A 15,489-nucleotide genomic window follows, 5' to 3' on the forward strand; every position below is an offset into this window, starting at 1 on the left:
TAACTCTTTGTAAAATTAAACGATTTTACTTTAACAGTTTTAACGCATCCCTGCAAGCTGCTACTGCAGGTGCCCCTGAAGTTATGAATATAACGTCCATAAGTTCCATAATTTCTTCTTTGGTAGCCCCATTCTTTAGTGCACTCTGCATCTGCACAACCGTGCACCTTTCACACTGCTTGGCTGCAACGACTGCAAGTGCTACCAGGATTTTTGTTTTTGCAGGTAGGGCACCGTCAGAAAGTAATTTCTTATTGCATCTATTATATTTTTTAAGAGATTCGCTGTCAAGTTCTCCAAGGATCTCAAGGATATGAGGAGTAAAACCCAGCTTCTCGCTCATGCTTTCCAGTAACTCTTCATGTTCGAGGTCTCCGTGTTCTTCCTGACGTCCTCCACAACATCCTTCCCCATGTTCTTCCATATTTGCTAACCCCCACTGTAATTAACCGGTCATAATTCAACTGGTTATTAGTATAATAGTAGTATTGTATCTGTATATATGTTATTTATCTATTCCTGATAATTCGTAGCTCTTAACTTAAGCACTTGCTTTATAAACGGCAGAAGACACGGAAGAATCCTGCCCCTTATTTCCTTCATTTTCGCGCTTTCCATATTTGATCTTTCACTTCGGATTGGTGAAGAGATTTTTATCCCTACTACGAAAAACTTACCTTTCAGCAGCCTTTTGAGAATCTAATTCTTCTCCCCCATTCCAGAGGAGTTCGAATTCCTTACTCAGGTTTTTGGCAAGCCCTGCATCCCAAATTTTTACAACCGAAAGAACGCGGTCACTGTCCTGGGGATGGAGCTGGAACAGCACTACAATACTGTCATCAATTATACCGAAGCAGGAATTAAAGTTATGGACAAGCCTTACTTCTATGCCTTTTTTGAATTTACAGAAATTCTCTTCTCCCAGCAGCAGTGAAATCATAGGAGAAAGATCTACAAAGCGATAAGGCCCCAGCAGCCTGATTTTTACCCCACGGTCAACAGCTTTTAAGATTTCAGGCAGCAGACTGGAAATTAAGGGTATTCCGAAAGCAGGAGGAATTATCCATATGGATTTTTTTACCTCTCCATAGATGGAAATGGCAAACTTCTTGAACTCGGACTCGGTTATGGTAGTCGTCCAGAAAATCTCGTCTTTTCGCTTCTGAACCGGTATGGTTTTCAAAACCTGTTTTGCCTCTTCAACAAAACCCTTTAAGGCCGTTATTTCTTTTTCAAACTCGGATTTCCGCCTTTCATAAAAGAAGTCTAAAGCCGTTTCAGGATCAACCGCCCTGAATTTTTTAGGCCTTGAAACCTGGACTTCTACAAAACCTTTTCCTGCCAGCGACTCAAGAACGGTATATATTTTTCCATAAGGTACATCGGCATCTCTGCAGACAAGATTTGCCTCGGAAATCCCGAGTTTTAAGAGAGAAATATACGCAGATGCTTCATAAGCCGTCAGGCCGATATCCTGCAGAAGCCTTTTCTTTTGCATAGGTAATTCAACAATTGGGAACTTAAAAATATTTCTAAAAAAACTTCAATCCAGAAACTCCATTCATTTTCAATAATATCATATATTTTTGAGTATGCTTTTTCCCCAAACTCACTTGTTTAATAATGATAATATAATTCTTACACTCTATAATTCTTACACTCTATAATTCTTACATTCTATAATTCTTACATTCTATAATTCTTACATTCTATAATTCTTACACTCAATTTTGAACTGAGTCGATAAAGAGAATGTAACGTTACTGTTTGTATTTTCTAGAGTTATATAAGCTTATTATTGATGGATCACTTTATTATTGTTGGGTATTGGAATTGAATATTAAATAGAGTTCTAAAAATATTATATAGAATTCTAAGGTTTTGTTCTTTAAACAAGATTGCTATGTTTATAAAATAAAAAAGATTGAAGTTACTTTCAAGAGGCAATGGGGAGTAGTATGACACCGACAGATGGTTTAAGAGAGGAGCACAGGATTATCAAACAAGTAATACTGCCAGTTCTTGAAGAAATATGTGCAGAAATAGAATCTGGTAGAAGTGTTGAACAGAATAACCTTGAAGGATTCATAGTATTCGTGAAAGAATTTATTGAAAAATCTCACTATATAAAAGAAGAAACTTATCTTTTCCCGGAGATGGAAAAAGCAGAAATTTCAGGGGCAAAAGAACTGATAACTTCCCTTAAAAAAGAGCACGAAGAGGAAAGGCAATATATTAATGAGATTGATAAAGTCATTTTCGAGAAAGAAGAAAATAGGGAACTCTCTGCTATGGTTGAGTACTCAAGAGCCTATATGCGGCTTTTGGTTCTGCATATTGACAAGGAGGAGAATGAACTTTTCCCAATGGCTGATGCCTATCTCTCACCGACTGTCCAGAAAGATTTGCTTAAGTCTTTTGAAGATGTAGATACAGGAATAATAGGCCCTGAAAGACAGGAGGAACTCAAAATGTGGCTGGAAGGAAAAACTTATGTAAAGCCAGAGTAGGCACTTGAGTTCCACATCCCGAGTCCCGTCACCCGAGTTCCGCTTCGGGAGCACGGGGCCCTTTTCGCTCACTTCGTTCGCTCAAGAGGGCTGAATTACCCGAGTTCCGTCTCGGGAGCACGGGGCCCTTTTCGCTCACTTCGTTCGCTCAAGAGGGCTGAGTTATAACGAAGATACTAAATTGAGCTAGAACTGCGAATTTAAGGGCAAGAAAGGTCAGATTCTCAATGCGCTAAGAAAAACTGATCTACTTACGTTTCTTTTTGCATTACTCGGCAAACATGGTTATACCTTTTTTCGAAAACTGCTTGCCTGCAAGCCTTTTTCAAACAAGGCTTGACCGAAAACCCAGTAACATTTGGATTTGAGAACCTTATCCCCAAACCCTATCGGCGTGATAAACCGGCGCAACGGTTTCGGGTCAACGGTTTCGGGTCAACGGTTTCGGGTCAACGGTTTCGGGTCAACGGTTTCAGCCCAATGGATTTTTAAAAGAATTAGCCGTGAATCAGTTTAGGGAGGCAGCGTGTACATACCCACATACTTTGCATGTTGTGCCTGAGGGGGAGGAGATAGCTGGTGTCTTCGCCTGCCCCGCAGGTGAAACAGTGGATGGAAGTGTCTTTTTGTTTGGGCTGTGATTCTGCTTTTTCCCGGTTAAATTCGACAGTGTACCTTTCTTCCACCGATAGCGCACCTTCGGGACATATACCGACACAAAAACCCATCCCGTCGCAGAGTTCCTCGGATACTACCTTTGCTTTCCCGTTGATAATTTTAATAGCACCTTCGGCACAGGGCGCAATACATTTTCCGCAGCCTGTACATTTCTTTTCATCAATTTTTACTATCATTCGTTTTACCATTAAACTAACCCCCATAACGAGATATAATAAAAAATATATTTTAATTGTAAAGCTCAGTGAAATTCCAGAACAAAAATGCCACCGAGCGAGAATTTCGTTCAAATATCCTGTAAATACCCTTCTCTGTGTAGCATTTTCTTATAGTCACTGATTAATCTACACATTTTACGGGTATAATTTATAAAGTCCGTGTCTTTTTCTCCTCGGAATAACAGCTTCTCAGCTTTTTCCAGAAGGTCGGGATAAATGAACACTAGCTCTTCTTTGGTATGCAAGAACAGAGCTAAAAAATCCCGATGGATACTCATGCTTCTCTGGAGAAGTTCCATATCCAGGGTTTTTTCGGAGATATAGTCTTTAAACTTCGTGTAAGCATAAAAGTTTGCAATATTATGGTTTAAAGAGTTTAAAATCGAGTAGATGATATTGCCTGTTTTTGGAAGGGGAATGTCACGAAGCTCAAGGTCTGCACCATCGTAATTTTCATCTTCTTCGATATTCCGGTCCCGAGTTATATCATGGCTCATTTTATTACCCTATTTCATTTATACGTTATTTTTATTATAAAATTTTAAATTCAAGAAATATAAATTAAATTCAAGAAATATAAAACGATACCCTGCACTCTATAAAGTTTAACCTTCGTTTCCAGGTTAAGGAGCGATCCCCAGCTGTTGCATCAGGCCAAGAAGATTGACTTCGCCCCAAAGCTCAACGATCTTACCGTCCTTAATGCGGAAAATCTCTATACCGGTCATGGTTATTGGCTTGCCTGTAGCCGGCAAATCCATGAAGTTACCCTTGTGTACCCCGCGAGCTGTAAAACGTGCAGCTACGGTATTACCCTCGGCAATCATATCCTCGACTGTAACATTGAGGTGCTCGAAAGCTGCCCTGCATGCAGTAATTACTTCATTTATTCCCTCAACTCCCGGAGAAGCAGGAAGAGGTACATGCATAGCAAAATCGGGTGACAGCAAATCGCCAGCAGCACTTATATTGCCTTTAGAAGGACCTTCTTCAAAAAATCGGCTAACTATTGCCTTATTCTCTTCCGTAGACATATTTTCCTCGTTTGCGTATTTATTTATTCGGCTTTTGAGATATTTCTTGCCTATAAACCTTTTTATCAACAGCTGTATTCGGTGATGAGTTATTTTCAAGAGTGAGTTATCTTCAGTGGTTAATCATCTTCAAGAGTAGGTTCTCTTCACTGGTTAATCATCTTCAAGAGTGTATTTTCTTCAATGATGAGTACCTTCCACAACCTGTACTCCTGCATCCTGAATTGTCTTTTTTATACTGTCCATGTTAGGACATTTAGGGTAAGTGCCATCCATAAGCATACAGGAACTGAGATGTACGGCATCAAGGCCATGCTTTTTGAGGGCGTTCACCAGACGGTACACTCTCCTACCGGAACAGCCTCCGCATGTGAAAAACGCGATCATCTGAGTATTTTCACCGTAGACCTCAAAGTGTGACTTTCTTTCGTTAAAAGCCTTAAAGCAGCCTACACCCGGACAGGTTTCCGAGACGATATCGCAGCGCACGATCGCTATTTTTGTAGGTTTTGTATTTTCTTCCATTCATACCTCGTTTTGAACAACCAGATAACCGTTCTTACACTTGCTTTACACTTTACAGCATACGTGTAGCTTCGGTTTGTCTTGGGGCCTTTACGACCAGCGCCCTGAAAATTCCATCTCCCTGATTCAGAAGGCGGTGAGGGATCTTTGCAGGACTCTCAATCAGCATATCTCGACTGACTTCCTGTTGTTCGTCGCCAATCTCAACAATGCCTTTTCCTTCAAGAATGTAGAAAAAGACATCTGTTGGAGTAGTATGCTTTTTTAAAGCTTCCCCTGGCTTAAGTTCTATATGTACTGCCTGAGCGTGATCGGTATTATAGAGTATCCGGACACTCACATTATGAGGGTTCGGTTTTTCAGGTGAAGATTTCATCTCAGTAATTTTCATTAATTCTCCCCCTTTGACAATATAGTTTTTTGTTTTTCAGCATCATGCCTTAGCTTAGCATTATGCCTTAACACCGTGCCTTAGTATTAATACCGACCAGGCTTATGCGAAAACTCTAACGTTTTTGATTATGTTAATATTCAATTCTGAGATCCATTTAGCAGTTAGATTCTTTTGATATCCACTTATCAGTTAGATTCTTTTGATATCCACTTATCAGTTAGATTCTTTTGATATCCACTTATCAGTTAGATTCTATTATAATATTCATCTATCAATTAGATTATATTATATCATCGCTATCAGTTAGATCTCGTACTAGCGTCTGTCATATATATGCCTGGTCGGTATAATTTTTCGCTACTTGGAAAGTATTATGAATTTCAAAACCTGAAATTCTGGGTTTATCCTTGGCTTAAGAGTTGGTAAAGAATACCACACAAAAGCTACCTGGTTTTACAGGCCTACCTGGGATTTGAAACTCTCAAGGCCTGTGTCCTCAATGAACCTTCCAAGCCTCTTTTTCGTACCGGAACTTTTATAGAAATTAACAATTCTCTCGATTGCATCAAGAACTTCCTCTTCTGACAGTTCTTTTGCGACAACCTCAGCAAGTCTTGGACTTGCAGCTGCAGCACCTCCTACCATAAGGGTATATCCTTTAGCAGTGCCCATTACCCCTATGTCCTTAATAGCAGGTTCAGAGCAAGAGTTAGGACAACCGGAAACTGCCATCTTGAACTTGGAAGGCATCGACATTCCGTGGTATTTTTCATCCAGTTTAAGACCCAGACCTACTGCATCCTGTTTTCCTTGCTTGCAGAAAGTGGTCCCAGGACAGAACTTTACACTTCTTACGCAAAGCCCTACAGCTGCACCTGGTTTCATGTCCAGATCAGCCCATGCATTATCAAGGTCTTCTTCCTTCAGGCCCACGATTGCAATCCTCTGTGCAGAAGTCATCTTAAGAGCAGCAGCACCATATTTTTCCGCAACATCGGCTATCTTCCTGAGGGTTTTTGGGTCAGCAATTCCTCCTGGGATATGAGGGGCGATTGCATAGGTTTCACGGTCTCTCTGAACAATTGCACCTTTTTCCGGTAAGTTGTCCTTCATGATTATCATTCACTCCAAACTGTCTGAATTTACTGCATATTTAAATTCCCAGAATTCTGACGTTATTTTTGCCAGATCTGGGGAACTTATACAAAAAATTACATGCACATATTTATAAAATATGTGATATATTAGTATTTTTTTGATATTAGTATATTAGAGATACTAATTTATATATTGGACAGTTTCTATGTTTATACCATGAAAGACTGTACAGTCTACAAGACCATGAATATCATCGGGAAAAGATGGACAATCCATATCCTTCTGGAGCTGCACAAAGGGGAAAAGAAGGAAAAGCGCTTTAATGAGCTTAAAAGGAAACTTGGATACATAACTCCCAAAATTCTCTCCGAGAGGCTGACAGAGCTGGAAACTGAAGGCCTGATTGAAAAGAAGATTGATAATTCAACAAACCCTCCAAAATCCGAATATTACCTGACCGAAAGCGGAGTGGACTTCGTAAAAATAATACAGGCAATCAAACGCTGGGGGCTGAAGTGGAAATTCCAGAATGAGGAATGCGAAAAGGCTATTTGCATGTACTGTGAACGTTAGATCGTAACTAAGGAATGATGAAGATAGCTTCAAGTCTTATGCGTTACATTGTCATTAACAACACTTGAAAAATGTAACTGTAAAGAAGCCATGACCGAAAAACTTGAAGTTATATCTCAACCATTCCTGAGTAAGAAAGGTGTGCTGGGAAGGCACTCAAAGGTGCTGGGAAGGCACTCAAAGGTGCTGACAAGGGCACCGAAACTTTTATTCGTTCAGGTTTTCCAGGATTGTAGTAATTAAAGGTTCTGAAAAGCTCTTCAAATTTATTTAAAGGCCTTATAATTAGCTTTTATTATCCATTCAAATTTTATTAGATTTTACTTGTTTCTATATTAGAAATTAGAAGTTTGTTAAGTGCAAATATTTAAACTCAAAACTGTAATCTCAATATTAACCTTAATATAATCTCAATATAATCTCGATATAATCTCAATATAATCTCGATATAATCTCAATATAATCTCGATATAATCTCAAGTAATCTCAATATAATCTCAATATAACTCAGATTATTCGGAAGGCCATAATGACCACTGAAGGACAGATCGACTTTTTCTTCAAGCCTGAAAGCATAGCCCTGATAGGAGCCTCACCAAACCCGAAAAAGCTCTCCTTTACAATCCTGGAAAACCTGCTGAAAATGGGATTTCAGGGAAAGATATATCCCATAAATCCGGGTTACCAGGAAATCAGGGGGCTTAAATGCTATCCGGCTCCTGACGAGATAAAAGACAGGATCGATATTGCAATTTTTGCAGTTCCGGCTTCTACTGTTCTTGAAATCCTCAACGGCCATGTTGAGAATATAAAGGGAGCAATAATTGTCAGCTCCGGTTTTCGGGAAACCGGGCCTGAAGGAAAGGAAATGGAAATCCGCCTGAAAGAAATTTTAGAAAAGAAAGGCATCCGGGCTATGGGACCGAACTGCCTTGGAATCTACGATACAGTCTCAAAAGTGGATACTTTTTTTATAAGCAGCGATAAGGTCGAAAGGCCTGTAAGAGATGGAGTTTCGGTGCTTACTCAAAGCGGCTCTTTTGCCGCTATGATCATGGACGAAATGGCAAACGAAGGAGCAGGGATTTCACGGGTAGTAAGTTACGGAAATAAGGTGGATGTTGATGAGAGTGACTGCCTTGAATTCCTGGCAGGAGACGAAGCAACAAAAGCCGTTGCTCTCTACATCGAGTCTGTGGGAAACGGACGCAGGTTCCTTGCCACTGCATCGGAATGCGTGCAAAAAAAGCCTGTAGTGGCTCTTAAAGTCGGAAAAAGGGAACCAGGCGCAAAGGCTGCAAGTTCTCATACAGGAGCTATTAGTGGAAGATATGAAGCTTATGAAGCCGCTTTCAGGAAAGCAGGTGTAATAGAAGTTGAAAGTTATGAAGAATTAAAAGACGCCTGCAAAGTCCTTAACAGGTATCCGCTGGTAAGAGGAAATAGAATTCTCATAATAACTGATGGAGGAGGGATTGGAATTTCCATTGCTGATGCCTGTGAGGAGGCTGGACTCAAGGTTCCCGATCTCTCTAAAGAAGTTATGGAAAAACTGGAAAAAAAACTTCCTGCCTTTGCTTCCGTAAGAAATCCTGTTGATCTGACAGGCAACGTTAAGGACGAACACTACATTGATGCTCTACAGGAAGCTTTTGGGGAAGAATACGATCTTGCGATAGTGAGCCTGTTATGGGGCCCGCCTCTTCTTTCCAAAGAGGTAGCTGAAAAAATCAAAGCCTTTGCCATTCACTGTGAAAAACCGGTTCTAATCTGTTCTCCGGGCGGAAGATTCAGCAGGGAAGTGGCTTCGGCTTTTACAGCCATCGGAATGCCGGTCTTTTTTACTCCTGACAGTGCAGTAAGGGCGGCACTGGTACTGTGCGGAGGAAAGAAGTAAACTGAAACTCGATCTAAAGCAAAAGTTCTGAAAAGCCAGGACTTAAAATAAAATTATGATTAAGGCTTATAGAAGACTTAAATGCTTAAATACTCTTTATCAGGCTGTCCAAAAACTAGATCTTTTTTCTACAATTGGAGAATTAGCATTCTTGACTTTAAATAATATATCAAAAATTTTTTTAAATTTGTATATATAATTGCTTTGAAGTAAATATATTGTTCCAATTATAGAATCAACTATAGTTTTAAAATAACTTTTATGCAAATTTTGGTTATTTATCTCAAAAACCTGTTTTATTCTAAAAATCTGCTTATAAAGGTCAGAAAAATATAAATAGATCCTGGCCTATTTAGTTAGGAATCTAACAATTCAATTAAATAACAAGTAATGTAAGCACCAAATTCCCGTTCTTGAGATTAGATATGGGGAGTATCACTTAAGTACGGTTTTGCAACCTGAAACGTACTGCACATGTTTTACTGGTTCTGAAATAAAAGTACCTGGAAAATAGAAAAAACCGGAAGACCTGCAGGAACGTTTGGATAGTAGATAACTGTGCCTGTATGTGAGAAAGAAAGTATACCTTAATTCTCAATACAGAAGATATAATACAGAAGAGCCAATTACTACAGAAAGTGACTTAAAAACTTTTGAATCCCTGTTTTAAAAACGATTTGTTAAGGAAGATGCAATAGATGAAAATTAATGAAGATGAAAGTGAAGTTTCTGCCGGCTATTCCGGAAAAAAAGAGACGGATGGCGTAAAAATCCTGCAAGGAGATCCGAAAAAAGCCATAATAAAGCTGTCAATCCCAATGATAGTTGCTATGTCCGTGCAGACAATTTACAGCCTTATTGATACTTACTGGGTTTCCGGACTTGGAGCCGACGCCCTTGCAGCAATGGGTTTTGTGTTCCCGTTTTTCTTTATAAGCATGGCTCTGTCAAACGGAATAGGCATAGGAGGAGGATCTGCAATCTCCCGTATGATCGGAGCCAGGGATAAAGCCGGTGCAGACAACGTAGCCGTACATACAATAATCGTAATTATCTTGCTCTCTATTGCATTTACAGTACCGTTTTATCTCTTTGCCCCTCAGCTCTTTGCCCTTGCAGGAGCCGGAAAAGCTACAGGACTTGCAGTAGCGTATGCCAGAGCTATTTTTCTTGGAAGCATTATAATTTTCTTTTCCAATGTAGCCAATGCGATTCTTCGAAGCGAAGGAGATTCGAAACGAGCCATGAAGGCTATGATTTTAGGCGGGGTACTGAACGTTATCCTTGACCCCATATTCATATATACGCTTAATATGGGAATTGCAGGTGCAGCCTGGGCTACTGTACTTTCCATAGGGGTATCCTGTGTTATGATGGCAAACTGGCTGTTCTTCAAGAAAGATACCTATGTAGCCTTTAACTTCAAGGATTTCCGCTTTGAGAAAAGCATTGTAAAAGAGATCTTCAGTGTTGCACTTCCGGCTTCAGCCCAGCAGCTTTCCATGTCCCTGTCAATGATATTCATGAACTACATTATTGTGCTTGTAAGTAGCACCGACGGAGTTGCGGTCTATGCAACGGGATGGAGAATAGCTACAATTGCAACTTCTCCTTTATTGGGAATGGCGACTGCCGTAATTTCCGTATGTGGGGCTGCAATCGGAGCCCATGATTATATAAAGGCAAAGGCTGCCCTTTCCTATTCAACCAGAGTCGGATTCCTGATAGAGTGTGTAGCCGGGGCTTTTATTTTTGCTTTTGCCATGCCGATAGCATCTATATTTACACAGTCAGAAGGTGGAGCCCACATAACTGACGATCTTGCGCACTTCCTGCGTGTGATGTGTACTTTCTACCCCATGCTTGCACTTGGCCTCTTTTCGTCCTCCTTTTTCCAGGGTGCAGGAAAAGGTCTTAACTCCCTGATTGCTACCCTCCTCAGAACTATTGTCTTTACCCCTCTCTTTGCAGCTCTCCTGGCTTTTACCTTTAATATGGGACAAGTAGGAGCCTGGTGGGGTTTAGTCATAGGCAATGGAATAGGTTCTCTGTTGATGTACATATGGGCAGAATATTTCTTGAAAGCACTTTTAAAAACAAAACATATTACAAAAACTGATGGAGCCTCAGCCTGAAACAGGCAAGAGCTCTTTTCCCGAATTTCTTATTAATCCCTATTTAAGTTTGAGTCGATAAGCCATCAAGATACTGATATCGTTTCAACTGTAAGATATTAAATATTTTTCAGATTTTAGGATATAGAATACTTTTTGGCTATTAAGTATCGAATATTTTTAGATGTTCGATATAGAATGTTTATAGATATTCGATATAGAACGTTTTTCCAGATTTTTCCCTTTACGGTTCTTGTTTTTCAGAACTAGTTGCTCATTATCCAGTTATGTATAATTGCCCATAGCTCATGAGAGTTATAATCAAGGGCTATGCTACCATGACCCTGGTTCTTCCAGCCTATATAAGTAACTTTATTATTTATTTTTCCTACCTCGTTTTTATACCACCAGGAACCGTAGTCGCTGAAACCTCCCCCAAGCCCTATATAAAGAAGAGGGGAGCTTATTCTTGAAAAGTCAATCTCATAGCCTTCCACATTTCCCATCAATCCGGCCATATAAAGATCCAGGTATTTAGGTGCATAAGGAACAGCCCCTCCGGTTAAGGTCAAGTTAAGTAGCCTGTTTTCATCAACATAATAAAGGCCATCCAGATCTCCGCTCCAGTAATGATAATTCGGAGTATAGGGGTATGCATTGAATGCATAAGTTTGGGTAGCCATAAGCCGGAAAAGTTGTCTGTTTGTAAGGTCAGGTTGAAAAATGGATTCTCGGTCAGGATCGGTTAAAGCCAGATTGGCTAGCTGAATCATGGTAGCCATATTGCTGCTGTTATATGTCCTGTTTTCCAAACATCTGGAAATAGTGTCAAATTCCTGTGCCTGAGAGCTTATTAACTCCGAATATTTAGGCTCGTACTTAATAACGATATCAACAGGAACCATTCTGTTAACCGAGCCTAAAACAAAGTCGTTGTACTTGCTAGCTCCGTAAGCAGTAAGAATCAAGGCCCCATGACTGTGGCCAATTGCCATAACCTCTATGTCCTCTACAGCTTTATCACTCAGGAAAGCTGTATGAAATCTTGATACTGCTATGCCGTTGTATGTATCACTCAGGTAACTGTCAATGGTCCAGTTTTCCATGTAACTGAAATCGGTCTCATTTATAGGAACATTTGTCTCTCTTCTATCCAGAATGTATGTGCTGTATCCTTGCTGAGCGTAGTATATAGCCATATCGGAATAGAAACTTTCAGTCAAAGCTTGACCGGGCAGGATTATTAAGTTTTTACTTTGAGCTATACTCCAGGGACTCTTTTCTTTTACATAATTGGTGAGTATAATGTAATCATACTCTCCGGATCCGACATTTATCTTAAGTTTATACTCAGCCACGTCACCTCGGATAAGGCCGATTCTATTGCTTTTCGTTAAGGGAGAGTACATACCTGGTACTCCGAACGAAGCAGATTTATGGAAAAAAGTCTTCATATGCTCGGGTTGATTAAGTATGGTCTCTGTTTTATTCTCAGGGTTGACAGCTAATGGTACTACTCGGTTCTTCATCTTCTCGCCTTTGTGAGACTCTCTAATTAGATTTTAGACTTGAAAATTCATATTTTGTGAAATTTTTTGTTAAGCAAAGCAGGCTAATTTTCAGCTCTGACTTCAAATTGCATAGAGTGAAATAGCAAAAAGCAAGCGAATAATGCTAAAAACCAAATCCTGAAAACATGATAACATAGGGATCGTTTATTACCAGGAGCAGGCATGTAAACCAGGATGAAGTTGTTCGATTTTTGATTCGCATTTTTCAGTTATAAAATATTACTTAATTCACCACATAATTTAATACAGATAAGAATTGTGGTTTAAGATTTCGGCTAATTTTTGTTTGAATGTCTAGATTCGTGTATTAAAAGTAATGATGGCATAAATAACCTGGAGCCAGGCGTACAATTACTGTTACTGACACAGCCGATAAGCAAGTAGTAAACGAAATAACATCAAAAATTTTAAAGACTAACTGATTCACAAACTAACTGATTCACAAACTAACTGATTCACAAACTAACTAGTTCACAAACTAACTAATCCATCAACTAACTAATCCATCAACTAACTAATCCATCAACTAACTAATCCATCAACTAACTAATCCATCAACTAACTAATCCATCAACTAACTAATCCATCAACTAACTAATCCATCACTTTAAAGTCAAGAAACTTCCGTAATTTCCGAGCAGGCTCTAGCTCTGTTGAGAACAGAGGAGCCGAAACAGAGATAGGAAGAGTAAAAAAAGCCAAAGAAGAGAGCTCATTTAGGGTTCCCAGACTCGGAATATTACCTGCAGCTATAGGCCTGTTAGGAGTTTATGCCGTTAAGAAGATAAATCAGGCTAAAAGAATTAAAGTGTAACTGAAGGAAAAATAGATCCATTTTTTCATGTTTAGTTTAATGGTTAAAAAGGAAAAATAGAAATCAAAGAAATCATAAAAGGAAAAACTCAAATTCTTATTACAAAAAGCTATAGAAAGTAACATAGAATCATGAAACTAAGACTTCTTGTTACTTCCACAATTTCAGACTGCCGAGTTTTTGCCCTAAACCCAGGTTGAAAGCTTGAAATGTGTATTTCCGTTTTTATCAGTTTACATTTCAAACCTCGTCATAACCCCATGGAGTTCGTCAGTAGGAAGCCTGTAAAACTGGACAAAGGAAGGCGATATCTTTTTGATTATAGAAAAGACTCTCCAGATTAAGTTATTAGTAAAAATATCCTCTACTCCGTAGAAAATGGTTTTTTCGTGAACGCCCTGGTCTTCAAGAATCTGTTCAACATTAACAATTTCCATGTATCCTGCTCGTATTTCCAAAATTTTTAATCCTTTTGCCGGTTCTTTTGTGAATGAGCTTTCTATTCCGAACGGGCTGTCAGACTTGATAATGGAAATAAAAATATTATTTTCATAAATGATGTTGTTTTTAAACATCACATGGGAAATGTACTGGGGAATTCTTTCGATGTCACGTGTAAAGAAGAGGGCGGTCCCCATAATTTTATTTTGGGTAGCATATAAATAATTATATTTTTCAAGAAAGTCTTTAGCACTCATGAGTTTCATCAGTTCATACAGTTTCTTTTGTCCGGATGTATATATAAGTATAAGAGAGAGAATAAAAGCCGCTATGATGATTGACCAGTAGCCCCCATGGGGGATTTTATAGCTATTTGAGAGAAGGAATACTATGTCAATAAGTGTTATAAATAAAGAAATAATAGCTTTAGTTATATCTTTTCTATGGTAAAATATCGAAGTCATCATTATGCCCGTAATAGACATGGTTCCTGTAACTGCTAACCCATATGCAGCTGCAAGTCTGGCCGACTCTCTAAATACAAGCATCATAAATAATACAGAAACCAGGAGAAGCCAGTTTATGGTACTTATGTAGATTTGGGACTTTAATATCCCGGAGGTATAATCAATCTTCAGCATTGGAATTATCCGAGTTGTTATTCCCTGATATACTATAGAGAACATACCGCTGATCATAGCCTGAGAAGCGATAATTGTAGCTATGATACTGAGGAGAAGGAATGGGATATAAAGTATGTTTGCCTGCTGATTTATCATTTCGAATAAAAAGTTTGTCGAACCAGGATTTCTGAGAAGGAACGCACCCTGTCCCAGATAATTTAAAACCAGTGCTACAAACACGAATCTCCAGGCTTTTAAGATAGGCTCTCTTCCCAGGTGTCCCATATCAGCATATAATGCTTCACCTCCCGTAGCGCACAGGATGACTTCGGATAGTACAAAAAATCCTATAATCCCGTTATCCAGAAGAAACCTGATAGCATAATAAGGATTGATAGCGTTAAGTACTTCTGGAGTATGGAAAATAGAGGCGATACCTGAAAAACCAATGGCTGCAAACCATAGAACCATTATAGGCCCAAAAACCCACGTAATCTTTTCTATTCCCTTACTCTGGACTGAAAAAAGTGCTACTGCAATTGCGGCAGAAATAAGTATAATAGTTCCCTGGCTTATGTTTTCGAACTGAGGAATAATTCGCAAGCCCTCGACTGCACTCAGAATACTTATTGCAGGAGTAATTACTCCATCTCCCATGAGGAAAGATGTTCCTATATAAGCTAACAATGTGACCAGAGCTACGTTTCTACTCGACTTGAGCAGAGGAACGAGTATTTCTTTTAAAACTATCGTACCTCCTTCCCCTTTTTTACCCAGACTCATGGCAAGCCAGGCGTATTCCAGAGTCACAAGTATGATGAGTGTCCAGATAATTAAAGATAAAACTCCTATTATGTGAGCGGGTGTAGGTCTTGTTAGAAGGAAAATAACGGTCAAAGTATAAATAGGACTTGTCCCGATATCTCCAAAAACAAGACCCATAGACTTTACTACTTCTCTAAATTCTGACTTGGAAAACATAATATTCACCTTTTTGCT

15 protein-coding genes are annotated in these 15,489 nt (G+C 39.2%); 5 read left to right on the forward strand and 10 right to left on the reverse strand.

The window, feature by feature from the left end:
• Positions 1–25: 25 nt before the first annotated feature.
• Together MSBR3_RS07780 and MSBR3_RS07785 are read right to left on the reverse strand one after the other, a co-directional pair.
• A complete protein-coding gene (locus tag MSBR3_RS07780; RefSeq protein ID WP_048107416.1) occupies positions 26–424 on the reverse strand; it encodes a carboxymuconolactone decarboxylase family protein in 399 nt (132 codons plus the stop codon).
• Between the two features lie 249 nt (positions 425–673).
• The gene (locus tag MSBR3_RS07785; RefSeq protein ID WP_048107417.1) at positions 674–1,498 is read right to left on the reverse strand and encodes a TrmB family transcriptional regulator; all 825 of its coding nucleotides are present in this window, start codon (positions 1,496–1,498) and stop codon (positions 674–676) included.
• Positions 1,499–1,958: 460 nt separating this feature from the next.
• Here MSBR3_RS07785 and MSBR3_RS07790 point away from each other — a divergent pair, with 460 nt between their 5' ends.
• Positions 1,959–2,510, forward strand: coding sequence for a hemerythrin domain-containing protein (locus MSBR3_RS07790; RefSeq protein ID WP_048107418.1), 552 nt, complete (start codon positions 1,959–1,961; stop codon positions 2,508–2,510).
• A gap of 497 nt (positions 2,511–3,007) precedes the next feature.
• On the opposite strand, the gene MSBR3_RS07795 is transcribed toward MSBR3_RS07790, so the two are convergent.
• The 6 genes from MSBR3_RS07795 to MSBR3_RS07820 form a co-directional block, all read right to left on the reverse strand.
• Positions 3,008–3,376, reverse strand: a complete 369-nt coding sequence (locus tag MSBR3_RS07795; RefSeq protein ID WP_048107419.1) for an ATP-binding protein — start codon at positions 3,374–3,376, stop codon at positions 3,008–3,010.
• Between the two features lie 98 nt (positions 3,377–3,474).
• The gene (locus MSBR3_RS07800; protein WP_048107420.1) at positions 3,475–3,903 is read right to left on the reverse strand and encodes a hypothetical protein; all 429 of its coding nucleotides are present in this window, start codon (positions 3,901–3,903) and stop codon (positions 3,475–3,477) included.
• Between the two features lie 126 nt (positions 3,904–4,029).
• The gene (locus MSBR3_RS07805) at positions 4,030–4,440 is read right to left on the reverse strand and encodes an ester cyclase (RefSeq protein ID WP_048107421.1); all 411 of its coding nucleotides are present in this window, start codon (positions 4,438–4,440) and stop codon (positions 4,030–4,032) included.
• Between the two features lie 180 nt (positions 4,441–4,620).
• On the reverse strand, positions 4,621–4,965 hold the full coding sequence (locus tag MSBR3_RS07810) for a CGGC domain-containing protein (RefSeq protein ID WP_048107422.1): 345 nt from the start codon (positions 4,963–4,965) through the stop codon (positions 4,621–4,623).
• Positions 4,966–5,017: 52 nt separating this feature from the next.
• Positions 5,018–5,356, reverse strand: coding sequence for a cupin domain-containing protein (locus tag MSBR3_RS07815; protein ID WP_048107423.1), 339 nt, complete (start codon positions 5,354–5,356; stop codon positions 5,018–5,020).
• A 456-nt stretch (positions 5,357–5,812) separates the two neighbouring features.
• Positions 5,813–6,472, reverse strand: coding sequence for a nitrite/sulfite reductase domain-containing protein (locus MSBR3_RS07820; protein ID WP_048107424.1), 660 nt, complete (start codon positions 6,470–6,472; stop codon positions 5,813–5,815).
• A 201-nt stretch (positions 6,473–6,673) separates the two neighbouring features.
• On the opposite strand from MSBR3_RS07820, the gene MSBR3_RS07825 reads away from it, so the two are divergent.
• The 4 genes from MSBR3_RS07825 (at position 6,674) to MSBR3_RS07840 (ending at position 11,062) form a co-directional block, all read left to right on the forward strand.
• Complete coding sequence (locus MSBR3_RS07825; protein WP_048110186.1) at positions 6,674–7,030, forward strand: winged helix-turn-helix transcriptional regulator; 357 nt, start codon at positions 6,674–6,676, stop codon at positions 7,028–7,030.
• A gap of 48 nt (positions 7,031–7,078) precedes the next feature.
• A complete protein-coding gene (locus MSBR3_RS07830) occupies positions 7,079–7,273 on the forward strand; it encodes a hypothetical protein (RefSeq protein ID WP_048107425.1) in 195 nt (64 codons plus the stop codon).
• Positions 7,274–7,559: 286 nt separating this feature from the next.
• Complete coding sequence (locus MSBR3_RS07835; RefSeq protein ID WP_048107426.1) at positions 7,560–8,927, forward strand: acetate--CoA ligase family protein; 1,368 nt, start codon at positions 7,560–7,562, stop codon at positions 8,925–8,927.
• 698 nt (positions 8,928–9,625) lie between these two features.
• Positions 9,626–11,062, forward strand: a complete 1,437-nt coding sequence (locus MSBR3_RS07840) for an MATE family efflux transporter (RefSeq protein WP_048107427.1) — start codon at positions 9,626–9,628, stop codon at positions 11,060–11,062.
• 245 nt (positions 11,063–11,307) lie between these two features.
• Here the strand turns inward: MSBR3_RS07840 and MSBR3_RS07845 are convergent, their stop codons facing one another.
• Positions 11,308–12,570, reverse strand: coding sequence for a hypothetical protein (locus MSBR3_RS07845; protein ID WP_048107428.1), 1,263 nt, complete (start codon positions 12,568–12,570; stop codon positions 11,308–11,310).
• Between the two features lie 1,089 nt (positions 12,571–13,659).
• Complete coding sequence (locus tag MSBR3_RS07850; RefSeq protein ID WP_048107429.1) at positions 13,660–15,471, reverse strand: KUP/HAK/KT family potassium transporter; 1,812 nt, start codon at positions 15,469–15,471, stop codon at positions 13,660–13,662.
• Positions 15,472–15,489: the final 18 nt, after the last annotated feature.

The sequence above is a fragment of the Methanosarcina barkeri 3 genome (assembly GCF_000970305.1).
GTDB lineage: Archaea > Halobacteriota > Methanosarcinia > Methanosarcinales > Methanosarcinaceae > Methanosarcina > Methanosarcina barkeri_A.